At 73.1% G+C, this 22,812-nt stretch carries 18 protein-coding genes and 1 riboswitch; of the genes, 7 read left to right on the top strand and 11 right to left on the bottom strand.

The window, feature by feature from the left end:
- Positions 1-100 precede the first annotated feature (100 nt).
- Positions 101-796, bottom strand: a complete 696-nt coding sequence (locus tag OG948_RS28740) for a TetR/AcrR family transcriptional regulator (protein ID WP_406299222.1) — start codon at positions 794-796, stop codon at positions 101-103.
- Between the two features lie 82 nt (positions 797-878).
- Between OG948_RS28740 and OG948_RS28735 the strand changes: the two genes are divergently transcribed.
- Positions 879-2,453 carry an MFS transporter gene (locus tag OG948_RS28735; RefSeq protein ID WP_406299221.1) on the top strand — a complete coding sequence of 525 codons (1,575 nt, stop codon included), beginning with the start codon at positions 879-881 and terminating at the stop codon, positions 2,451-2,453.
- A gap of 18 nt (positions 2,454-2,471) precedes the next feature.
- Here OG948_RS28735 and OG948_RS28730 read toward each other — a convergent pair whose 3' ends face one another.
- Positions 2,472-3,053 carry a hypothetical protein gene (locus OG948_RS28730; protein WP_406299220.1) on the bottom strand — a complete coding sequence of 194 codons (582 nt, stop codon included), beginning with the start codon at positions 3,051-3,053 and terminating at the stop codon, positions 2,472-2,474.
- A 274-nt stretch (positions 3,054-3,327) separates the two neighbouring features.
- On the opposite strand from OG948_RS28730, the gene OG948_RS28725 reads away from it, so the two are divergent.
- Entirely contained in the window at positions 3,328-4,098 is a 771-nt protein-coding gene (locus OG948_RS28725) for a polysaccharide deacetylase family protein (protein WP_406299219.1), read from the top strand.
- A 511-nt stretch (positions 4,099-4,609) separates the two neighbouring features.
- Here the strand turns inward: OG948_RS28725 and OG948_RS28720 are convergent.
- A complete protein-coding gene (locus OG948_RS28720; protein ID WP_406299218.1) occupies positions 4,610-5,107 on the bottom strand; it encodes a Fur family transcriptional regulator in 498 nt (165 codons plus the stop codon).
- 93 nt (positions 5,108-5,200) lie between these two features.
- Between OG948_RS28720 and OG948_RS28715 the strand changes: the two genes are divergently transcribed.
- The 3 genes from OG948_RS28715 to OG948_RS28705 all read left to right on the top strand — a co-directional run bounded on the left by OG948_RS28715 (position 5,201) and on the right by OG948_RS28705 (position 8,887).
- Complete coding sequence (locus OG948_RS28715) at positions 5,201-6,532, top strand: cobalamin biosynthesis protein CobG (protein WP_406299217.1); 1,332 nt, start codon at positions 5,201-5,203, stop codon at positions 6,530-6,532.
- A gap of 109 nt (positions 6,533-6,641) precedes the next feature.
- On the top strand, positions 6,642-7,271 hold the full coding sequence (locus OG948_RS28710; RefSeq protein WP_406299216.1) for a precorrin-8X methylmutase: 630 nt from the start codon (positions 6,642-6,644) through the stop codon (positions 7,269-7,271).
- A 71-nt stretch (positions 7,272-7,342) separates the two neighbouring features.
- Entirely contained in the window at positions 7,343-8,887 is a 1,545-nt protein-coding gene (locus OG948_RS28705) for a precorrin-2 C(20)-methyltransferase (RefSeq protein WP_406299215.1), read from the top strand.
- Positions 8,888-9,033: 146 nt separating this feature from the next.
- Here the strand turns inward: OG948_RS28705 and OG948_RS28700 are convergent, their stop codons facing one another.
- Entirely contained in the window at positions 9,034-9,828 is a 795-nt protein-coding gene (locus OG948_RS28700; protein WP_406299214.1) for a cobalt-precorrin-6A reductase, read from the bottom strand.
- Between the two features lie 272 nt (positions 9,829-10,100).
- Here OG948_RS28700 and OG948_RS28695 point away from each other — a divergent pair, with 272 nt between their 5' ends.
- A complete protein-coding gene (locus tag OG948_RS28695) occupies positions 10,101-11,312 on the top strand; it encodes a cobalt-precorrin-5B (C(1))-methyltransferase (RefSeq protein WP_406299213.1) in 1,212 nt (403 codons plus the stop codon).
- Positions 11,313-11,350: 38 nt separating this feature from the next.
- Here OG948_RS28695 and cobM read toward each other — a convergent pair whose 3' ends face one another.
- From cobM to OG948_RS28665, 6 genes are all read right to left on the bottom strand, one after another.
- On the bottom strand, positions 11,351-12,112 hold the full coding sequence (gene cobM / locus OG948_RS28690; protein WP_406299212.1) for a precorrin-4 C(11)-methyltransferase: 762 nt from the start codon (positions 12,110-12,112) through the stop codon (positions 11,351-11,353).
- A 4-nt stretch (positions 12,113-12,116) separates the two neighbouring features.
- Positions 12,117-13,610 carry a precorrin-6y C5,15-methyltransferase (decarboxylating) subunit CbiE gene (gene cbiE, locus OG948_RS28685; protein WP_406299211.1) on the bottom strand — a complete coding sequence of 498 codons (1,494 nt, stop codon included), beginning with the start codon at positions 13,608-13,610 and terminating at the stop codon, positions 12,117-12,119.
- On the bottom strand, positions 13,603-17,250 hold the full coding sequence (gene cobN, locus OG948_RS28680; RefSeq protein ID WP_406299210.1) for a cobaltochelatase subunit CobN: 3,648 nt from the start codon (positions 17,248-17,250) through the stop codon (positions 13,603-13,605). Before cobN ends, cbiE begins: the two co-directional genes overlap by 8 nt.
- 212 nt (positions 17,251-17,462) lie before the next feature.
- Positions 17,463-17,561, bottom strand: a riboswitch (cobalamin riboswitch).
- Positions 17,562-17,711: 150 nt separating this feature from the next.
- Positions 17,712-18,839, bottom strand: a complete 1,128-nt coding sequence (locus tag OG948_RS28675; protein WP_406299209.1) for a threonine aldolase family protein — start codon at positions 18,837-18,839, stop codon at positions 17,712-17,714.
- A 94-nt stretch (positions 18,840-18,933) separates the two neighbouring features.
- Positions 18,934-19,134, bottom strand: a complete 201-nt coding sequence (locus OG948_RS28670; RefSeq protein ID WP_026218153.1) for a cold-shock protein — start codon at positions 19,132-19,134, stop codon at positions 18,934-18,936.
- Between the two features lie 354 nt (positions 19,135-19,488).
- On the bottom strand, positions 19,489-20,637 hold the full coding sequence (locus tag OG948_RS28665; protein ID WP_406299208.1) for a CaiB/BaiF CoA transferase family protein: 1,149 nt from the start codon (positions 20,635-20,637) through the stop codon (positions 19,489-19,491).
- 87 nt (positions 20,638-20,724) lie between these two features.
- On the opposite strand from OG948_RS28665, the gene OG948_RS28660 reads away from it, so the two are divergent.
- Positions 20,725-21,456 carry an ArsR/SmtB family transcription factor gene (locus OG948_RS28660; protein ID WP_406299207.1) on the top strand — a complete coding sequence of 244 codons (732 nt, stop codon included), beginning with the start codon at positions 20,725-20,727 and terminating at the stop codon, positions 21,454-21,456.
- Positions 21,457-21,528: 72 nt separating this feature from the next.
- On the opposite strand, the gene OG948_RS28655 is transcribed toward OG948_RS28660, so the two are convergent.
- Positions 21,529-22,752, bottom strand: a complete 1,224-nt coding sequence (locus OG948_RS28655) for a hypothetical protein (protein ID WP_406299206.1) — start codon at positions 22,750-22,752, stop codon at positions 21,529-21,531.
- Between the last annotated feature and the right edge of the window lie 60 nt (positions 22,753-22,812).

The raw sequence follows: 22,812 nt of genomic DNA, 5'->3' as shown, positions 1-22,812 counted from the left end.
CTCCCGAGGGCCGGACTCTGCCGATCGGGTGGGGTCGGCGAGCCCGGGCCGGTTCGGTGCCGGCCCGGCGCCGTTTCCGTGCGGGCCGCCCGGCGTCGCTTCAGTGCCGTACCGACTCGATCACCCGACGCAGGCCGACCTCCAGGAGCTGTGGGTCGTCCCAGTCGCGGGTGACGTGGTCGAACAACATCCCCTGGAGCAGCGCCAGCATGATGTGCCCGTCCAGGCGCGCGTCGGTGGAGCCCAGCGACAACGCGATCAGTTCCGCGAAGGCTCGAAACTCGGCCTGACAGCGGATCATCGCCTCGCGGATCAACGGCTCGCGCGCGCCCGCGAGTTCCAGCTCCAGACGGGCCAACTGCACGCTGCGTTCGCCGTCCCACCACTCACGCATGTTCACGGCCAGTTGCGGATAGTCGATCTCGATCGGCCGGACCGCCGTCATCCGCATCAGTTCGTGCGTGATCTCGCCGGCGTACCTCTTGTCCCGCTCGGCCATCCGCTCGATCACCGCCAGGATGAGCTGATCGCGGGTCTTGAAGTAGTACGTGACCGAGCCGTTGGGCAGCCCCGCCTCCTCTTGTACCGCGCGATGGGTGAGCCCGCGCAGCCCGTGTGTGGCCAGCACCCGAATCGACGCGTCCAGCATCAGCGTGCGCCGGTCGACGCGCGCCGAGCCGGCGGGCGGATCGGGCGTGGCGGGTACGCCGGCCGGGGCCGCCCGGACCGCCGGGGCCGATGTGGCGGAGGAGGCGGAGGCGTCGGGCGTGCCGGCGGGATCGTTCACGTGGGGCATGTGTCCATTATCCCTGCGCTTGACGCTTGTAGAAATATTCTCTACAACTATAGAACTTACTTCTACGAACGTAGGAAAAGCGATGGCTTCCTCAGGGATACCCGCCACCGAGTCCGCGGCCGGGGCCGATGCGGACGCGGTCACCGAACCCGCCGCATCCGCCGGGGCCGCCGGGCGCTCGCGATCCGCGGACCCCGACTCGACCCGCTCCGCCCGCCCGGTGAATCCGAAGCTCGTTCTGCTGCTCGTGTGCGTCGCGCAGTTCGTGCTGCTCGTCGACGACACGATCGTCAACGTCGCGCTGCCCACCATCGGCGACGATCTCGACTTCACCGAGAGCTCGCTGTCCTGGGTCACCAACGCCTACTTCCTGACCTTCGGCGGCTTCCTGCTGATCGGCGGCGGTCTGGCCGACCTGCTCGGCCGACGGCGCCTGTTCGGGATCAGCCTGGTGATGTTCGTGCTGGCGTCGGCGGTCTGCGGCATCGCGCCGAACTCCGCGGTGCTGATCGGAGCCCGCGCCGCACAGGGCATCGCCGGCGCGCTGTTGTCCCCCGCCGCACTGGCCATCCTGCTGGCGACCTTCCGGGAACCGGCCGAGCGGGCCCGCGCGCTGGGCACCTGGGCCGCACTCACCGGACTCGGCGCGGCCACCGGCCTGTTGCTCGGCGGTGCGCTCGTCGAGTGGACCCACTGGCGCTGGATCTTCCTGATCAACCTGCCCGTGGGCGCGCTCACGCTGCTCGCGCTGCCCAAGGTGATCGGCCCCGACGACCGGGAAGCGGCCCGCCGGGTACCGGACTTCGCCGGCGCCGCGATCGGCACCGCCGCCGTGCTGACGCTCGTGTACACCGTGGTCGAGACCGACACCCACCCGTGGAGCTCGACCCGGACCCTACTCGGACTGGGCATCGCGGCCGTCCTCGCGATCGGCTTCGCGGTACGCCAACGCTACGCGGCCGAACCGCTGCTGCCCCGAGCCCTGTTGCGGATGCGGCACCTGGTGCTCGCGGACGTCCTGGTCCTGGTCGCGGCCGGCGGTCTGTTCGCGATGTTCTTCTTCCTCACGCTGTACATGCAGCGCATCCAGGGCTGGTCGCCGATGGAGACCGGCCTGTCCTTCCTGCCGTTCAGCGTCGGCATGGGACTCGGCGCGGCGGTGTCCACCAAACTGATCGCCAACCGCGGCCCGTTGCTTCCGGTGAGCGTGGGACCGGCGGTCGCCGCCGGCGGCATGTGGCTGATGAGCCGCCTGGACGCGCACAGTTCGTACACCGGTCACCTGATGCCCGCGCTGGTGATCACCGGACTGGGCCTGGGCGTCGCGTTCGTCGCGATCATCCACACCGCGACCGGCGGAGCCGGCGAGGGCGAAGGCGGCGTCGCCTCCGCGATGGTGACGACGTGTCAGCAGATCGGCGCGGCGATCGGCATCGCGGTCCTGGTCACGGTCGCGACCAACCACACCAAGGACCGGGTGAAGTCCGGCATCATGCAGCAGGACGCCGTGGTGGACGGATTCAGCCGGGCATTCGAGATCCAGGCGGGCCTGATGGGCGCGGCGGCCCTCCTGGGCATCGTGGTCGGCGTGGCCACCGCCCGCCACCACGCGGCCCGGAAGGACGCGGGGCCGGATCCTCTCTCGGGCCTGACGTAGCAGGACCGGGTCCGGGTCCTATTCGGCGCCACCTCGGGCGGGTTCACCGAGGTGGCGCCGGCGGTACGACCACGTCACCGCCGCCAGGAGCGGCGCCCACCACACCAGCGGCTGGTACAGCACGCCGAGCAGGTCGCCTCCGGAATCGGTCATGTCGTCGTGCGGGACGGCCCACCAGAACAGGAACTGGGTCCACAGCAGGACCAGGATCACCACGCCGGTGTAGGCGACACGCGTCACGTGCACCGGGTTCATCCGCCGCCCGCCGACGAACGGGACCCAGCGGGGTGGGCGTTCCCCCCAGGGCCGGACCAGTCCGAGGGTGAGCAGGGCGGCCAGTTCGGTGCTCAGGCTGAGGAAGACCACCCACGGCCCGCCCCACCCGGTCATGTTCATGTTCGCGTAGCCCTGCTCGGTGTATCCACCGTGGTTGCCGAAGACGAGCGCGAACCGCCAGATCGCGGAGGGCAACGGGGTCAGCGCCGCAACGTGCGCGGCCACGACCGCCCAGCGCGGGGCGGGTGGCACGGCGACGGCGGAGCCGGGTACGGGGGCAGGTGCGGGTGTGCTGGTGGCGCCGGTCCCCGGAGGTGTGATCATGTGCGGAATTCTGGCATCGGGCGCGGTGTCGACACCTCGGCGTACGGACCTGCCTTCCGGTCGGCCGCGGGGATGAGGGCGGGGCGTCGGGTACGGCCCGGGAGGAATCGGCGGCCCGGCGGCCGAGACCGGATTTGTTCGAGGCGGTCGGGTTCAGTCGCGTTCGGCCCGCCGCACCGTGCTCGAGTCCCGGGGCTCGAATTCGGAACTCCGGCGCGCGGGGCGACGATCCGCCGACCACCGATCCGCCGATCCGGTGAACTCCCGTCGCGTCGTGCGTGTCCTCGTGAACGCGGTCTCGGACATGTGCAAGACACTCGGCATGGACACCACTTCCGCCACGTCGCGCCGTACGTTGCTGATGGGCGCCGCCGCCACTCTCGGTCTTCTCACCGTCGCCGCACCGTCCGCCGTCGCCACCGACGGACAACCCTCCCCACGCCCCGCCTTCGTCTCGGAACCGGTCCGATTCGTCGACGCCGGACCCAGACGCATCGCGGTGACCTTCGACGACGGACCGCATCCCGAGTACACGCCGCAGGTACTGCGGGTACTGCAGAAATATCGGGTCCCCGCGACGTTCTGCGTCGTGGGCTCGGAGGTCGAACGACACCCCGAACTGCTCCGCGCGATCCACGACGGCGGCCACGCGATCGCCGGCCACTCGTGGTCCCACGCCGACCTCCGGCACCTGCAACCGGACGGCGTGATGGAGGAAGTGGAGCGCAATCTGACCACAATCGATCGAGTCCTGCCGGGACTTCGGATCGAGTGGTTCCGCGCCCCGTACGGCGGCTGGTCGGCCGAGGTCATGGGCGCGCTGCGCGCCAACGGCCTGCGCCCCCTCGGCTGGTCCGTCGATCCCCGCGACTGGGAACAGCCCGGCACGAGCGAGATCGTCCGCCGAATCCTGGCCGACACCACAACCGGCTCGATCATCGTCAACCACGACGCGGGCGGCGACCGCTCCCAAACGGTGGCCGCCCTGAGCCTATGGCTCCCCCGCCTACTGGCAACCGGCTACCGCTTCGTCCTCCCGACCTGACCCCACCCCCACCACACACCGCACCCCGCGAAGAACCCAACACAACCCCGGTCGACGCGGCGATGAGCGTGGGCGGCGCGACGGCCGGAAGTGGACCGGCCGGGGATCGGCGCGGCAGGGAAGTGGGCCGGCGTGGCAGGGCGGCGGCGCGGCGGTCCGGTCGCGGCGCCGAGCCCGCGCTGCGTGGCGGCGGGAGTGGCCGGGCGTAGCGCGTCCCGTGCCGGGCGCACGTCGGTGTCGGCGGGGCGCGGGGCGTTCGGTTCGGCTCTCACTTGCTGTGCGGGTGTCGGCGTCCGGCTGGGTGGGAGGGGGCTCCGGGACGTGCTCGGCCGGTGCCGCAGGATCGGCGCGCAATGCCGGATGGTCGGGCGGCGCCGGTGCGCCACGACGGCACGCACACCCTCGACCCGACCCCGCAGCAACGGAACGTGACGCCCGATGGTCGAGTGAAGCCGGTCGATCGGGCGAAGTGCCGGACGTCCTCGACCGGGTGATCGTGGTCGGGTGTGGGTCAGGGGCGGTTTCGGCGGGGGGCTTCGAAGCGGGCGGGGGGTTTCGTGCAGGCTTCGCAGCGGCCGGTGAGGGCGACGGCTGTCGGGTCGAGGACGAAGCCCTGTTCGGCGGCCAGGCGGGAGGCGACGTCGTCGAGCAGGTCGCCCGGCGCGTGGCTGACCGTGCCGCAGACGCGGCAGCGTACGTGCACGTGTGTGCCGCCGACCAGGTGGCCCGCCAGGTGATAGGTGGCCGCGTCGTGGCGCAGGCGGGTGAAGGCGACCAGGTCGAGGCGTTCGAGTGCGTCCAGCGCGCGGTAGATGGTGGTCCGGTGCACGCCCGGCGCCGCCCGGGAGACGGCGGCGAAGATCGCGTCGGCGCTCAGATGTTCGTCGGCGTCCGCCAGCACCCGAAGCACTGCGGTACGCGCCACCGTGACCCGCTCGCCGTGCGCGCGGATCTGCCGCACCGCCTCGGCCACCGGATCGGGGGTGGGGTGCTGTACACCGTCGTCCATATGCAACAGTGTCGCATCTGGCCGATCGACAACCCGACATGGGGTGACAGGCCGGGCATACCGATACGAGGCACCGAGGCGCGACGAAGGGCGGTGGGTGCGGTGGTGGTCCGCGAGCGCGACGACGCCTGCCCCGGGGTCGTGGACGCGTCGCCGGCCGACGACGGCCTGATCGCGCGCGTACGCCTCCCGGGCGGTCGGCTCACCCCCGCCCAACTACACGAACTCGCCGAGCTGGCAGGGCGTTTCGGTACCGGTTCGATCGACCTGACGGCACGCGCGAACATCCAGCTGCGCGGCCTGGCCGAGGCCGACCTGCCCGCCCTCGCCGAGGCCGTCACCGCGGCCGGCCTGATGCCCTCCCGCAGCCACGACCGGGTGCGCAACATCCTCGCCGGCCCACTGGCCGGCCGCGACCCGAACGCGCTGCTGGACGCGGACGCCGTACTCACCGCCGTCGACCACGCCCTGTGCGCGGCCCCGGATCTGAGCGCCCTGTCCGGCCGCTTCCTGATCGGCATCGACGACGGCGGGATCCCGATCGCCTCCGCCCGCCACGACCTGGACCTGGTCGCGCCGGCCCGCGACACCTTCGCGCTGCACGCCGCCGGCCACGACACGACCTGGCGATTCGCCCCCGCCGACGCCCCGGCGGCCATCGTCCACGCGGCCCGCGCGTTCCTGGCCGCCCGCGCCGACACCGGGGCCTGGCACATCCGCGAACTCCCCTCCGGCGCGGCCCGGTTCGCCGCCGCCCTCGGGGCCGCCCCCTTCCCGCGTCCCACCGGCGGGCCCGCGGCCGCCGGCCCGAGCCCCGCAGGGCCCCATCGCCGCAGCGGCAGCCGGCCGCCCATCGGCGTACTCCCGCAGTCCGACGGCCGCTTCGCCGTCGGAGCCCTGGTCCCGCTCGGTCGCCTGACGCGGCGTCATCTGTCCGCCCTCGTCGGCCTGCGGGCCGAACTGCGCATCACCGGCACCAGAGGCGTCGTGATCCGCGACATGACCGACCCGGCAGCGACATCGGCCGCCCTCGAAGCAGCCGGCCTGCCCTGCGACCCCGCTTCCCCGTGGCGCGGCGTAACCGCGTGCAGCGGCTTGGGCGCATGCCGTCGGGCCCTGGCCGACGTACGCACCGAGGCCACCCGCCACGCCCTGGGCCGCTCCCTCATCGGCGCCGCCCTCGCGGACACCACCCCGATGGACGCGGATCGTCCGGCCGCCGATCGCCCCGGAGCCCTCGGCCGCGCCGACACCCACTGGGTCGGCTGTGCCCGCGCATGCGGCAAGCCCGCCGGTGCGACGCTTGTGGTCGCGCGCGAGGACGGCACGTACGAAACCGTCCCGCCCGGCCGAGCGCCCACCCCCGGCCCCGGCCCCGCGCGGGCACCCGCACCGGGGCCACCCGCACCGTCCACCCCGGCATGACGGTCGACGGACCCGCCGCCCGGCAGGTTCATCGGGCACGAACCGCCATGCCCTCCACACGAACGACGACGACCATCACCACCCGCCCCCGGGCAAAGGAGCAGCCGACGTGGACGACGACTGGATCAAGGACGGCGCCGAGATCTATCGGCGTTCGTTCGCGACCATCCGGGCCGAGGCGGACCTGTCCCGCTTTCCCGAGGACGTCTCGCGCGTCGTCGTCCGGATGATCCACGCGTGCGGCATGACCGACCTCCCGCAGGACGTCGGCTTCCACCCCGACGTGGCCCGTGCCGGTGCCGAGGCGCTGCGTGCCGGTGCGCCGATCCTGTGTGACGCGAACATGGTCGCGTCCGGGGTTACGCGCAAGCGCCTGCCCAAGGACAACGACGTGCGCTGCCTGCTCGCCGACCCGCGCACTCCGGTCCTGGCCGCCGAACAGCGCACCACCCGCAGCGCCGCCGCCGTGGACCTGTGGATCGACGACCTCGCCGGCGCCGTGGTCGCGGTCGGCAACGCGCCGACCGCGCTGTTCCGGCTGCTCGAACTGATCGACCAGGGCGCCCCGCACCCCGCCGCGATCATCGGGATCCCGGTCGGCTTCATCGGCGCGGCCGAGTCCAAGCAGGCCCTGGCCGACCACCCCGCCGGCATCCCCTACCTCGTCGTACACGGCCGCCGCGGCGGCAGCGCGATGACCGCCGCCGCCCTGAACGCCCTCGCGAGCGACCAGGAATAGGCGGCGGGCAACAGCCCGACGCCGAGAAGTCGCGAAAGAGAACCGCCCCACCCACCCCCCAGGAGCACAGCGTGACCACCACCGGCCGCCTGTACGGCATCGGCCTCGGCCCGGGCGACCCCGAGCTGATCACCCTGAAGGCGCATCGCCTGATCACCTCGGCCGACGTGGTCGCCTACCCGGTCAAGAAGGGTGCGCGCGGCGTCGCGATCACCATCGCCGAGCCGTATCTGAGCGACACTCAGCTCCGCCTCCCGCTCGAATACCCGGTGACCACCGAGAGCACCGATCACCCGGGCGGGTACGACGGCGCGCTCGCCGACTACTACGACTCGACCGCCGCCGAGATCGCCGCGCATCTGGACGCCGGGCGCGATGTCGCGGTGCTGTGCGAGGGGGACCCGTTCTTCTACGGCTCGTACATGTACTGGCACGAACGCCTCGCCGACCGCTATCAGGTCGAGGTGGTGCCCGGCGTGACCTCGGTCAGCGGCGCGGCGGCCGTGCTGGGCCGGCCGCTCGTGCAGCACGACGAGGTGCTGACGATCCTGCCCGGTACGCTCCCGCCCGACGTGCTCGCGGCCCGGCTGCGGACCGCCGACTCGGCTGCGGTGATCAAGCTCGGCAAGCGGCATTTCCCGGCGGTGCGCGGTGCGTTCGAGCAGGCCGGGCTGGCCGAGCGCACCTGGTACGTGGAGCGCGCGACCACCGATCGGCAGCAGGTGCGCCCGCTCGCCGATGTAGTCCCGGACGAGGTCCCGTACTTCTCCCTCGTGATCACCCCGTCGGCGGCGTCCGGCGGCGAGTTCGCGACCAACCGCACGCCGCGCGCGCCGGAACCGGAGTACGTGCTGCCCGAACCCACCGGCGAGATCGGCTCGATCGACGTGGTCGGCCTGGGGCCGGCCGGTCCGGAATGGCTCACCCCCGACGCGCACGCCGCGCTCGCCGCCGCCGATCACGTGGTCGGCTACGGCCCGTACGTCGACCGCGTGCAACCTCGGCCCGGCCAGAAGCGGCACCGCACCGACAACCGGGTCGAGGCCGAACGCGCGCGCCACGCCATCGCGTTGGCCGAGGCGGGCGGCCGGGTCGCGGTGGTCTCCTCCGGCGACGCGGGCGTGTTCGCGATGGCGTCGGCCGTACTGGAGGCCGCGCACGAGACGGCCACCGAGGTCCCGGTCCGGGTGGTCGCCGGGCTGTCGGCGATGCAGGCGGTGGCGTCCCGCGCGGGTGCGCCGCTGGGCCACGACTTCTGTGTGATCAGCCTGTCCGCGATCCTCAAGCCGTGGGAGGTGATCGAGCGTCGGCTGACCGCCGCCGCCGAGGCGGACCTCGCGGTCGCGATCTACAACCCGGCCTCCAAGACCCGGCGCACCCAGGTCGCCGAGGCCCGCGACCTGTTCCTCAAGCACCGCGGCCCGGACACCCCGGTCGTGGTGGGCCGCGACGTCGGCGGCCCGACCGAGTCGGTGCGCGTGGTCCGGCTGGCCGACCTGGACCCGGAGGTGGTGGACATGCGTACGCTGCTGATCATCGGCTCCTCGCAGACCCGCACCTACCCTCGCCCGGACGGCAGCACCGGCGTGTACACGCCGCGGCGCTACCCGGCCTGACGATCGGGCCGGCCATGTTCGCGTACGTCGCTCGGGTCGAGCCGCGCCGTTCGCCGGGCCGGCCCGGCGCGACGGGCCGGCGGCTCGGCCGGGTCGCCAAGATCGACTCGGGGCCGTCCTGTGTCACAGTGAGTCGCGTGCGCGACTCACCCTTCGGCCGCCGCGGCCCGCTCGGCGGGCCCGGTCGACCCGGCAGGCCCGGCAGGCCCGGCAGGCCCGGCCAGGACCCACCGCGCGGCGGACTCCGCGTCGGTGACCTGCTCCGGTGCGCACACCCGGGGGCGGCGGATCAGCACCACCGGCAGACCCAACTCGCGGGCGGCGGTGAGTTTGGCCGCCGTCAGGGCACCGCCACTGTCCTTGGTCACGAGCGCGTCGATGCGCCGGTCACGCAGCAGCGCGATCTCGTCGCCGACCGTGAACGGGCCTCGGGACAACAGCACCTCGCACGCGCGCGGCAACGCACCCGTGGGCGGCTCGACGCTGCGCAGCAGGAACCACAGGTCGTCCAGGTGCGCGTAGGGCGCGGTCTCCAGGCGGCCCGTGGTCAGGAAGACCCGCCGAGCCAGGCCGGGCAGGATCCGCGCGGCCTCGTCGGCGGAGTCGACCGGGTACCAGCGGTCGCCGGGCACGGCGGTCCAGCCCGGACGTTGCAGGCGCAGCAGCGGGACGCCGGCCTCGGCGCAGGCCGCGACCGCGTTCACCGAGATCCGTGCCGCGAACGGGTGGGTGGCGTCGACCACGGCCGCCGCGGCCCGCGCCCGCAACCACGCGACCAGGCCGGGCACGCCGCCGAAGCCGCCCACGCGGGTCTCGCCGACCGGCAACACGGGCGCGCTGGTACGCCCGGCCAGCGACGACACGACACGCAATCCCGGGACGTCCACCAACCGCGCGGCAAGCACACGAGCCTCGGCGGTACCTCCCAGCACAAGCACCACACGGCCCCCGTCACCGGCAGTAACCAAGCCGACCGGATCACCGGAGGCAACGGGGCCCGGTGGAGCACCGGAGCCAACCGAGCCCAACGGGCCGCCGGAACCAACCGGACCCGGCGGATGACCGGAGCCCACCGAGTCGAGCGAGCCGCGCGAGACGAGCGAGACGAGCGAGTCGCCGGACCCGATCATCGGCGCGTCGGCGGTACCGGCTTCCGTCGCCCCGCTCACCGCACGCGCCCCTCCCGACCCGCTCACGATTGGCTCCTCCCCCGATGACCCGCCCCGATCAGTTGCGCCGAGGGTGGACCACCGGAGCATGCGCGACCGCCGCCGCGACGGCCGCCTACCAGGCTCTGCTGACCGGCGAGTTTCCCGACCCGGTGACCGTGTGGCTGCCCGGCGGCCAGACGCCCGCGTTCGCCCTCGCCGTCGAAGAGCTCACGACCCGAGACCTCTTGCCCCAAGAGCTCACGACCCAGGAACGAACAGCCCAAGAGCCCACGAACCAAGACCCCACAACCCAAGACTCCACCACCGAAGCCCCCACAGCCGAGAACCCCCCGCCCCGCACCGCCATGGCCGGCGTCGTCAAGGACGCCGGCGACGACCCGGACGTCACCCACGGCGCGCTGATCCGGGCCACCGTGCGGCACGCCGCGCCCGGTTCCGGCGTGATCTTCCGCGCGGGTCCGGGCGTCGGCACGGTGACCCTGCCCGGCCTGCCGCTCGCGGTCGGCGAACCGGCCGTCAATCCCGTCCCCCGCAAGCTGATTCGCGAGGCGGTGGCCCGGGTGGCCGCGGCGCACGGCGGCACCGGCGACGTCACCGTCGAACTGTCCGTGGACGACGGCGCCCGGATCGCCGAACAGACCTGGAACCCGCGGCTGGGCATCCTCGGCGGCCTGTCCATCCTGGGCACCACCGGCATCGTGATCCCGTACTCGTGCTCGGCCTGGATCGACTCGATCCGCCGTGGCATCGACGTCGCGCTGGCCACCGGCGAGACCCACGTGCTCGGCGCGACCGGCACCACCTCCGAGCGGGTCGGCGCCGAGGTGTACGGCCTGTCCGGCACGGCGCTGCTGGACATGGGCGACTTCGCCGGCGCGCTGCTCAAGTACCTGCGCAGGCACCCGATCCCGCGGCTGACCATCGCCGGTGGCTTCGCCAAGCTCTCCAAGCTCGCCGACGGCCACCTCGACCTGCACTCGGGCCGTTCGCAGGTGAACCTGGACGCGCTCGCCGACCGGGCCACGGCGGTCGGCGGCGACGCCGACCTGGCCACCCACATCCGCGCCGCGAACACCGCCCTGCACGCGCTCGAACTGGCCCGCGCGGCGGACGTCCCGCTCGGCGACGCCGTCGCGGAGGCCGCCCGCGACGCCGCCCGAACCCTGCTGCGCGGCAGTGAACTCCCGATCACCGTCGACGTGATCGCGATCAACCGCACCGGCACCATCGTCGGCCGGGCCGCGCCCGCCTAGGTCCTGTCCGGCCGGCGACCAGGCGCCGCCAGCCCGGCTCACCCGACCGGCCTCGGCTCGGTCCGGTCGCGAATCTCGCTGTACAAGTGGCTGTCGCAGAAGCCCGGTTCGCCCAGGACGCGGCCGACCATGATGACCGCCACCGCCTTGATGCCGTTGTCCCGCACCAGGGACACCAGGTCGACGAGTTCGCCGCGCACGATCAACTCGTCCGGACGCGACGCGCGCGCGACCACCGCGACCGGGCAGTCCGCACCGTAGAGCGGGGTCAACTCGGCCACCACGCGCTCGACCTGACCCACCGCCAGGTGCAGCACCAGCAGCGCGCCGGACCGGCCCAGGGTGGCCAGGTCCTCGCCCGGCGGCATCGCCGTCGCGTTGCCCGCGACCCGGGTCAGGATCACCGTCTGGCCCACCGTGGGCAGCGTCAGTTCGCGGCCCATCGCCGCCGCGGCGGCGGCGAACGCCGGTACGCCCGGGGTGATGTCCCACGGGATGCCGAGCGCGTCGAGGCGGCGCTGCTGCTCCGCCACCGCGCTGAAGAACGAGGTGTCCCCCGAGTGGAGCCGGGCCACGTCGTGCCCGGCCGCGTGTGCGGCCCGCAGTTCCTCGACGATCTGGTCCAGGTTCAGCTCGGCGGTGTCCACGAGGCGGGCCCCGGGCGGCGCCGCCTCGACCAGTTCGCGCGGCACCAGCGCGCCCGCGTACAGGCACACCGGCGACGCGGCGATGATCCGCAGCCCCCGCACCGTGATCAGGTCGGCCGCGCCGGGGCCGGCGCCGATGAAGTGCACGGTCATGGAACTACTCCTCGTTCGCATCGGAAAGCGGCTTGACCGCCACCCACTGGGTGACCGGCATCGCCGGGCGCCACCCGGTGAACCGGCCCACCGGAGCGGACCGGGTGATCTGCACGCGCGTCAATTCCCCGCCGTATGCCGCGCGATGGCGCAACAACTCGGCCTCGGTCTCGGCCACCACCGCGTTCGCGACCAGTCGACCGCCCGGGCGCAGCGCCGCCCAGCAGCGTTCGACCACACCCGGCACGGTCAGCCCGCCGCCGATGAACACGGCGTCCGGTGCCACGCCCGCGAATTCGGCGAGCCCCACGTCCTCCGCGAGCACCTCCGGAGCCCGGCCGACCACGATCCGCAGCCCCGGCACGCCCAGCGCGACCGCGTTCGACCGGGCCCGTTCGGCGCGGTCCTCGCGGGTCTCGAAGCCGATCGCCCGGCACGTCGGATGCGCGCGCATCCACTCGATCCCGATGCTGCCGCTGCCCGCGCCCACGTCCCACAACACTTCGCCCGGAAGCGGCCCGAGCGCGGCCAACGTCACGGCCCGAATCTCGCGCTTGGTCAACTGCCCGTCGTGCGCGTAGACATCGTCCGGCAGGCCGGGCACGCGGCTTCGTCCGGGACCGTCCCCACACTCGACCGCGACCACGTTCAGGTCGGCGAACCGCCGTTCGGGGGCCGCCGCGAGCGCGTCCGCGCTGCCCTGCCACACGGACTCCGCCGGGCCGCCCAGGTGCTCCAGCACGGTGACCTTGCTCGTCCCGAAGCCGCGTTCACGCAGCAGTACGGCCACCCGTCCCGGCGTCAGCCCATCCGCGCTCAGCACCAGGATGCGTGCGGCACGGGCGAGTTCGACGGCCAGTGTGGCCGGCGGGCGGCCCACCGCGCTGACCACCGGCACACCCTGCACGGACCAGCCCAGCCGGGCGCAGGCCAGCGAGGCCGACGACGGCGCGGGCAGGACCGTGACCCGCGCAGCGCCCAACTCGCGGACCAGGGTGGCCCCGACGCCGAAGAACATCGGGTCGCCGCTGGCCAGCACACACACCCGCCGGTGGGCGGCCGACTCCGCCACGAACCGCACCGTGAACGGCGACGGCCACTCGACCCGCTCGGCCGCGGTGTCCGGCACCAGCGCCAGATGCCGTGCGCCGCCGACCAGCACCTCGGCCGCGGCCACCATCTCCCGGGCGGCGCAGGAGAGTCCGTCCCAGCCGTCGTCGCCGATCCCGACCACGCACACCGACCCGGCGGGTTCCGGGTCGGGTCCGGCCTCGTGGCGCGGCAGCCGCGCGACGAACGTCTCGACCCGGTCGCCCGGCCGGATCGGGCCGGGCAACCACCCCAGGTCCGCGGGCCCGGTCGCGGCGCCCGCGCCGGACCACGCCATCCCGAGCGCCGGCCCCGGGCGCAGCCCCGGAAGCCGGTCCTCGCCCGGATCGGTACTCACCTCGGGCGGCGAATCGGCCCTGCCGGGCGCGTCGCCGCCCCGCTCAGGCATCCCCCGCGTCCTCGCCGCCCTCGAGGTCGCCCTCGACATCCAGGTAGACCTCGCGCAGCCCGTCCAGCGTGGCCGCTTCGGGCTTCTCCCACATGCCCCGGTCGGCGGCTTCGAGGAGTCGTTCGGCGATTCCGCGCAGCGCCCACGGGTTGGCGGTGCGCATGAACTCCCGGTTGGTCTCGTCCAGGACGTACTCGCCCGCGAGCTTCTCGTACATCCAGTCCGCCACCACACCGGTCGTGGCGTCGTAGCCGAACAGGTAGTCCACCGTGGCGGCCAGTTCGAACGCGCCCTTGTAGCCGTGCTTGCGCATCGCCTCGATCCAGCGCGGGTTGACCACCCGGGCGCGGAAGACCCGTGCGGTCTCCTGCTGGAGCGTCCTGGTGCGGACCGCGTCCGGCATCGTCGAGTCGCCGATGTAGGCCGCCGGCGCGGTGCCGGTCAGCGCGCGCACCGCCGCGACCATGCCGCCGTGGTACTGGAAGTAGTCGTCCGAATCGGCGATGTCGTGCTCGCGCGTGTCGGTGTTCTTGGCCGCGACCGCGATCCTGCGGTACGCGTCCTCCATGTCCTCGCGCGCGAACACCCCGTCCAGGCCCCGCCCGTAGGCGTAGCCGCCCCAGGTCGCGTACACCTCGGCCAGGTCCGCGTCGTCGCGCCACGTGCGCGCGTCGATCAGCGGCAACAACCCCGCGCCGTACGCGCCGGGCCGGGAGCCGAACACGCGCGTGGTCGCCCGGCGCGCGTCGCCGTGTCGGGCGGTGTCGGCGCGCACGTGCGCCCGGACGTAGTTGTCCTCGTCCGGCTCGGCCAACTCCGCGACCAGCCGCACCGCGTCGTCGAGCAGCAGCACCACGTGCGGGAAGGCGTCCCGGAAGAAGCCGGAGATGCGCACCGTCACATCCACCCGCGGCCGGCCCAGCTCGGCGAGCGGGATCGCCTCGATCCCGGTCACCCGGCGCGACGCGTCGTCCCACAACGGCCGCACGCCCAGCAGCGCGAGCACCTCGGCGATGTCGTCGCCGCTGGTGCGCATCGCGCTGGTGCCCCACACCGAAAGCCCCACCGAGCGCGGCCAGTCGCCGTCGTTGTCGGCGCGGTAGCGGTCCAACAGCGAGTCCGCGAGCGCCTGTCCGGTCTCCCAGGCCAACCGGCTCGGGATCGCCTTCGGGTCCACGGTGTAGAAGTTGCGTCCGGTCGGCAGCACGTTGACCAGCCCGCGCAGCGGCGAACCGCTGGGCCCGGCCGCGACGTAGCCGCCCTCCAGCGCATGCAGTACCGCGCCGATCTCGTCGCCGGTGCGGTCCAGGCGCGGCACGATCTCGGTGGCGGCGAACGCCAACACGTCGGCGACCGCCGCCGATTCGGCGCCCAGCACCTCGTGCGTGACGGCCAGGGCCCGGGCCGGGTCCCACCCGCCCGCCTCCATCGCCGCGACCAGGCGGTGCGCACGGTCCTCGGCGTCGTCGGTCTCGGTGCGCGAGGCGCCGCCGCCCTCGACCAGGCCGAGCGATTCGCGCAGCCCCGGCAGCGCGGCGGCCTTGCCACCCCACACCTGACGCGCCCGCAACATCGCGGTGACCAGGTTGATCCGGCCCTCGCCGGTGGGCGCGCTGCCCAGGATGTGCAGGCCCTCGCGGATCTGCGCGTCCTTGACCTCGCACAACCACCCGTCCAGGTGCAGGATCAGGTCGTCGAACTCGGCCTCGTGCGGCCGGTCGGTGATGCCCAGGTCGTGGTCGAGCTTGGTGGCCTGGATCAGCGTCCAGATCTGCGCCTGCAGCGCCGGACCCTTGGCCGGGTCGAGCGCCTGCACGTTGGCGTACTCGTCGAGCAGTTGCTCCAGGCGGGTCAGGTCGCCGTAGGTCTCGGCCCGCGCCATCGGCGGCACCAGGTGGTCCACGATGATCGCGTGCGCGCGCCGCTTGGCCTGCGCGCCCTCGCCCGGGTCGTTCACCAGGAACGGGTACACCAGCGGCAGGTCGCCGAGCACCGCGTCCGGACCGCATTCCGCGGACAGGCCCAGGTTCTTGCCCGGCAGCCATTCCAACGTGCCGTGCTTGCCCAGGTGTACGAGCGCGTGCGCGCCGAACCCGCCCGGGCCGGCGGGCGCGTCCAGCCACCAGTAGGCGGCCAGGTAGTGGTGGCTCGGCGGCAGGTCCGGGTCGTGGTAGATGGCCACCGGGTTCTCGCCGAAGCCGCGCGGCGGTTGGATGATCAGGATCACGTTGCCCGCGCGCAGCGCCGCGAGCACGATCTCGCCCTCGGGGTCGCGCGAGTGGTCCACGTACAGCTCGCCGGGCGGCGGGCCCCAGTGTTCCTCGATGTTCGCGCGCAGCCCCAGCGGCAACTTCGCGTAGCGCTCGCGGTACTCGGCCGCCGAGATGCGGACCGGGTTGCCTTCGAGCTGACCCTCCGTCAACCACTCCGGGTCCTGGCCGCCCGCCGCGATCAGCGCGTGGATGAGCTTGTCGCCGTCCGGCGGTTCGAGCCCGGGCAGCGCGTCGGCGCCGTCGAGCGCGCCGACGTCGTAGCCGGCCGCGCGCATCGCGCGCAGCAGCGCGACGGCGGAGGCCGGGGTGTCCAGGCCGACCGCGTTGCCGATCCGGGAGTGCTTGGTCGGGTACGCGGACAGCACCATGCCGATTTTGCGCTCGCCGACCGGAATGTGCCGGAGTCGGGCGTGCCGCACCGCGATCCCGGCGACGCGCGCGGCCCGCTCGGGGTCGGCGGCGTAGTGGGTGAGTCCGTCCGGGCTCGTCTCCTTGAACGAGAACGGGACGGTGATCAACCGGCCGTCGAACTCGGGCACCGCGACCTGGGTGGCCGCGTCCATCGGGGACAGGCCCGCGTCGCCGGCCTCCCATTCGGCCCGGCTGGTGGTCAGGTTCAGCGCCTGGAGGATGGTGATGTCCAGACCGGCCAGCGCGCCGACGTCCCACTGCTCGTCGTCGCCGCCGGCGGAGACCTCGGCCGGCTTGGCCCCGCCCGCGCCGCCCGCCGCGAGCACGGTCACCAGCAGCGCGTCGAGTTCGCCCAGCGCCGCGAACAACGACTCGTCCGCACCACGCAGCGACGCGCACCAGATCGGTACCGGCCGCCCGCCCGCGTTCTCGATCGCCGCGCACAGGTCGTCCACGAACGCGGTGTTCCCGGCCAGGTGGTGGGCGCGGTAGTAGAGCACGCCCACGGCGGGGCCGTCGATCTCGCGCGCGCTACGGTCCAGCCGGCCCCAGGAGGGCACCTCGACGGGCGGCTCGAAGCCGTGCCCGGTGAGCAGCAGCGTGTCGGAGAGGAAGCGGTGCAGTTGGGTCAGGTTGTCCGGGCCGCCCTGGGCGAGGTAGGCGTGGGCCTGTGCGCTCACCCCGGCGGGTACGGTCGCCAGTTCCATCAGCGCGGCGTCGGCGGTGAGTTCGCCGCTGAGCACGACCACCGGGCGCGGACCGGCCAGCAGCGCGTCCAGGCCCGCCTCCCACGCACGCCGCCCGCCGAGCAGGCGCACCACGACCAGGTCGGTGCCGTCCAAAAGCGCGGGCAGGTCGGCGACGTCGACGCGGGCCGGGTTGGCCAGTCGCCAGTCACCCTCGCTCGCCTTCGCGCTGAGCAGGTCGGTGTCGGATGTCGACAGGAGCAGGATCACCGGGCGCCTCCGCCGATGCCGGCGTGGCGGACCACGGAGTGGATGTCGCGAACGGGAGAGCCGCCGTCGAACGTGCCGCGGAAGCGAGCGGGAATGCCGCTGGAGTGGGTGCCGCAGTCGAAGCTGCGGATGCAAGAACGCCGGCAGGACGAAATCGTCACCTGGAGCGCCTCTCCGGGGTCCTCGCCCCATCGGACTCGGGGTGAGACGCGCAGTTCCTGACTCCCGGTCCCGTCGCCGGCGTCGGATGACGTCGTACGGCGGAGCCGGTCACAGTGGCGGGACCGTCCCGGGATCGCACCGGGTTCCTGCCACGCCCTCCCCGCGCCGGTAGGGCCGGCGCGGGGCCAGCATCGCTCAGTGGCCCGCCTTGACGCAACATGCCCCGATCGGCGTCGGAGCCGGTGGTGACACATGTCACCGCCGGCTCCGCCGCAGACGTCCGCCGCGGGCTCTCGGGCTCAGCCGTTCTTGCGCACCCGCTCCACGAAGGCACCGAACTCGTCGGCGACCTCGTCTGCGCTCCACTCCAGGGCGGGTTCGGCGACGGTGACCTCGGCGAACGACAATCCCGGCAGGGCCGGCTCGGTCCAGCGGCCGGCCAGCCACACGCCCCGGTCGACGGCGTGCTCGAGACCGGTCCGGTTGAGCAGCTCGGCCGGGTACGGCAGCCACACCTGGAACTGGTGCGTGTGCGGCACGGCCGGGAACACGGTCGCCCCGGGCACCCGGCCCAGGCCCGCGGCCACGACCTCGGCGTGCGCGACGTAGCCGGGCAGCCGAGGCAGCGTCTCCTCCAGGGCCACGAGCGCGTCCAGCGCCATCGGCCAGGCCTGGAAGGGCCGCCCGCCGTACCGGTGCCGCCACGCGTGCGCCTCCTCGATCAGCTCGGCGCCACCCGCGAGGGCCGCGCCGGCGCTCGCGCCCAGGCCCTTGTAATAGGAGACGTAGACCGAGTCGAACAGGTCGACGATCTCGCTCAGCCCGCGGCGAAGGTACGTGGTGCTCTCCCACAACCGCGCGCCGTCCAAGTGCAGCGCCGCGTCGCGGTCCCGCGCGGCCTGCACGACGGCGATCAGCTCGTCCCACTCGGGCAGCACGAATCCGTGATCGCGCAGCGGGAGTTCGTAGAACAGGGTGCCGAAGCGCTCACCACTGGTGCGGATGTCCTCGGCGGTGATCTGACCGGGCCCCTGGGTGAGCGTCAGGGGTCGAAGTCCGGACAGCACCGACATCGCGTCACGCTCGTAGGTCAGCGGATGGGCCCTCGGGTGGATGCCGACCACGTTCGAACCGGTCGCGCCGGCGTGACAGCGCAGCGCGACCTGCTGGGCCATGGTGCCGGTGGGGAACAGCAGCGCCGCCTCGGTGCCGAGCAGCTCGGCCGTACACGCCTCCAGCCGGGCGACCGCGCCGCCGTCGCCGTACATGTCCGGCCACTCGCCGGGGTCGACGGTGTCCTGCGCGTACGCGGTCAGCCGGGCCAAGCGTTCGGCGACCGTGGTGGGCCGTACCCCGGACAGGATCCGGCCGCATGCGCGGATCGCGCGCAGCCTGCCGGCGTGCTCGTCGTTTCCGATGTATCCCATGCACGCATCATCCACCGCGGGCCGCGGGCCCGGACACACGCAAGCGCGGCCTGCACCGGAATCGGTGCGGGCCGCGCTCGGCGATGATGTGCCGTCAGACGGTGATGTTCTCCGCCTGCGGGCCCTTCTGGCCCTGAACAGCGTCGTAGGAGACCTTCTGGCCCTCGACAAGCTCACGGTAGCCCTGCGACTGGATCGCCGAGTAGTGCGCGAAAACATCCGGGCCGCCGTCGTCCGCCTGGATGAAGCCGAAGCCCTTTTCCGCGTTGAACCACTTCACGGTTCCAGTAGCCATACAAATCTCCTTCGTGGTGCCAAATGGAAATGCGCACGTGCGCATGTCCAAGTCGCAACAGCAATCCATTTTTCACATGAACCCGGTTCGACATAAACAAAAAGCGCCCGACGGTCACGACCGTAAGGCGCTCACGAAATTCATGGGAACCACTACTGCAACTGCCTCGAGGCTAGCACGGAAAAGTCGCCGACCCCGGAAGGCGCGAAATATTTCTTCTCGGACCCCACGCTCGGACCCCACGCTCGGACCCCCGTACTCGGACCCCGCACTCGGACCCCCGTGCTCCGACCCGGCGCTCGGACCCCGCACCCCGGTACCGCCCGCCCGGACGCCCGCGCGGCAGGCGACCGCTCACTCGGGTTCGATTCCCAACTCGGCCAGGATCGCCGCCGTGTGTTCGCCGACCGCCGGGATCGGGCCCATCGCCGCCTCACGACCGGTCACCGTGACCGGCGGCAGCAGCGCGCGCAGCGGACCGGCGGGCGAGTCGATCGTGCGCATCCGGTCCCGCGCGGCGTGTTGCGGGTGCTCGGCGAACTCGGCGATGGTGCGCATCCGGGCGTTGGCGATGCCGACCGCGTCCAGGCTCGCCACGATCTCGTCGGCGTCGCGGTCCGCGAAGGCCGCCTCGATCAGCTCGGTGAGCCGCTCGTTGCCGGCCACCCGCAGCGAGTTGCTCCGGAACCGGGGGTCGTCGATCAGGTCCGGCCGGCCCAGCACCCGCTCGCACAGCGCGGCCCATTCGCGGTCGTTCTGCACACCGACGAACACCTGGCCGCCGTCGCCGACGCGGTATGGGCCGTACGGCGCGATCGCCGCGTGTCGCGCGCCGGTGCGCGGCACAGGCGTCCCGCCGTAGGTCGCGAAGTAGTACGGGAAGCCCATCCACTCGCCGAGCGCGTCCAGCATGGACACCTCGAACGCACTGCCCTCGCCGGTGACCCGGCGCTCGTACAGCGCGGTCAGCGTGCCGGTGAAGGCATACATCGCGGCGGCGATGTCGGCGATCGGGATGCCGGCCTTGGCGGGCGCGTCCGGTGTCCCGGTGACCGAGAGCAGGCCGGCCTCGCATTGCACCAGCAGGTCGTACGCCTTCTTGTCGCGATAGGGACCGGAAGTCCCATAACCCGATATTCCACAGACGATCAGCCGAGGAAATCTGGCCCGCAAATCCGCGGCGCCCAGGCCCAAACGATCCGCCGCGCCGGGCGCGAGATTCTGGACGAACACGTCCGCGCGGGCGAGCAGGCGGTCCAGGATTTCCGCCGCGCGCTCGTCCTTGAGATCGAGCGCGAGGCTTTCCTTCCCGCGATTCGCCCAGACGAAGTGGCTCGACAATCCCTCGACGGTCTCGTCGTACGCGCGGGCGAAATCGCCCGCGCCCGGGCGCTCGATCTTGATCACGCGCGCGCCCAGATCGGCCAGTTGCCGAGTCGCGTACGGCGCGGCGATGGCCTGTTCCAGGGAGACGACGGTGACGCCTGCAAGGGGTGGGAGCACCTGTCCATCTTGACAGGGCGTCAGTCGTACGACGCGGCGGCGGACCCTTCGGCGCGCGCCGAAGCGTCGCCGGCCGATGATGGCGGCATGGACTCGATCGCACGTGCCACCGACCCGGATTCGGTCCCGCGACTCGCCGCGCTCGCCGCACTCCTCGCGGACGAGACCCGCGCGGCGGTATGCCTCGCCCTCCTGGACCGCCGTGCCTGGACCGGCGGCGAACTGGCTCGGCACTGCGGGGTCGCGCCGTCCACGATCAGCGAGCATCTGACCCGGTTGGTCGAGGGCGGCCTGCTGGTCCAGGAGCGGCAGGGCCGACACCGGTACGTCCGGCTCGCGGACCCGGGTGTGGCCCGCATGGTCGAGGACCTGGCCGCGTACGCGACGCCCGTGACCACCCGTCCGGCGAACTCGCTGCGCGCGCACTCGGCAGGTGCGGCCCTGGCCCGGGGCCGCACCTGCTACGACCACCTGGCCGGCCGGCTGGGCGTGGCGATCACCGACGCGCTCACCGCCCGGGACCTGCTCCGCCAGGACGCCGGCTTCGCGCTCACCGACCCGGGCATCGCGTGGCTCACCGACCTGGGCGCCGACCTCACCACGTCGCGCAAGCGCCCGTTGGCCCGGCCCTGCCTGGACTGGACCGAACGCCGCCACCACCTCGCGGGCACGGCCGGCGCCGAACTGTGCCGGCTGTTCGGTGCCCGGGGGTGGACGGAGCGGGTCGGCACGGGTCGGGCGGTCCGGGCGACCGAGGAGGGCCGAAGCGCGTTGGGGCGGTTGTTGGGAATGCGGGAGGCGGAGTTCGAGCCGGTGTGACGAAACCGTCGCGCGGGGCGGTGTGGTCGGGCGGCTCCCGGGTCGACGGAAGCGTCGTGGGCGGGGTGTCGGTCAGTCGCCGGACGGAGGCCGCAGGCGCAGCCGGTCGAGCAGGCGGCCTGGCCAGGAGCGCCTCGGTCGGGGTGGGTTCGACGTGTCGGACGCCTTACCCGCGTGCTGCGACTCGGGATCGGGCTCCGGGTCGGCCTCGCGCTCGGGCAGGTATACCGCCTGTCGCCACCGCATGGTTGCCACCCCCAGCTTCCAGCTCCGCTCGTCGGGGCCGAAAGTCACCGGCGTCGGGAGTACGCGGAACCCGGCCACGTCCGCGGCGTCGTAATCGGCCACGCCCAGGCCGGTGCCCGAGGGTGTGTCGGTGGGTGTGGTCGTCCGTATCTCCCATTCGCTCCCGCGCCCGAAGATCTGAATCGGCATCCCGCCCCGAACCCGGACGCCGGGCCGAATCCGCAGACATGGCCGATCCGGCCCCAGCCGGTGAAGGGGGGCGCCGGCGATCCTCGGCTCTCCGCACACCAAGGTGAATTCGGCCCCCGACACCCAGACCGCCTCCAACACCGAGACCTCGGACGGGTGGGTGATCGGCACGATCGCCGCGAGGTCGCCCACACCGTGCAGCACGAACGTGCCCTCGGGCAGATCGGGCCGAATCGGCGGCGTCGGGTCGACGTCGAGCGACCATGCGCCACCCGCGGTGACGACCAGCAGCCGCGGTCCGGCGACCTCGAACTCCGGTGGCTGCCACGCTTGTTGCCGGCGCTCATCGATCCCCCGCCAGCCCCCCGCAGCCGCCCCTTCCCTCGGCGGCACCACTCGGACCTCGACCTGCCCACCCGACCGGGCGCCGGTGAGCCTGGCCACCCCGAGCGGTCCCGTGTAGCAGACCACCTCGCTGCCGAAGCCCTCCACCGAGCGCTCGAACTCCCGCGCCGCGTCCGGTTGTTTGAGCTGCAAGGACCACGCGCCGGAGCACCGGACCCGCACCGTCCGCAGCGCCCGCCGCCCCTGGTCCGAGATCAGGATGCTGCCGTCGGAGCCCTCGCGCGGACCGTCGTAGACACACTCCTCGACCGGCCCACCCGGTCGATCGACGCGCCACAACCGCACGTGTCGCCCCGGCGCGCTCTCGACCTGCAACAGGGCAGGCCGACCCGGCACCGGAAGATCCAGCACCACGTCGGCATCCCCGAAGCCCCGATGCGTGAAGGGCGTGTCGTCCTGCCCGTGCCCCCGAACGGGCCCGGACGCCGCACTGTTCCGCCGGTCAGGTTCGTACATCGTCCGACGATCCCACGCGGCCGCACGTCGGGTAAGCCGGAACCCCCTCCCTCCGCGAAC

The sequence above is a fragment of the Embleya sp. NBC_00888 genome (assembly GCF_045207655.1).
Taxonomy (GTDB): domain Bacteria; phylum Actinomycetota; class Actinomycetes; order Streptomycetales; family Streptomycetaceae; genus Embleya.
Note: the sequence above shows the minus strand (reverse complement) of the source record. Positions and strands in the feature narration are given on the sequence as shown.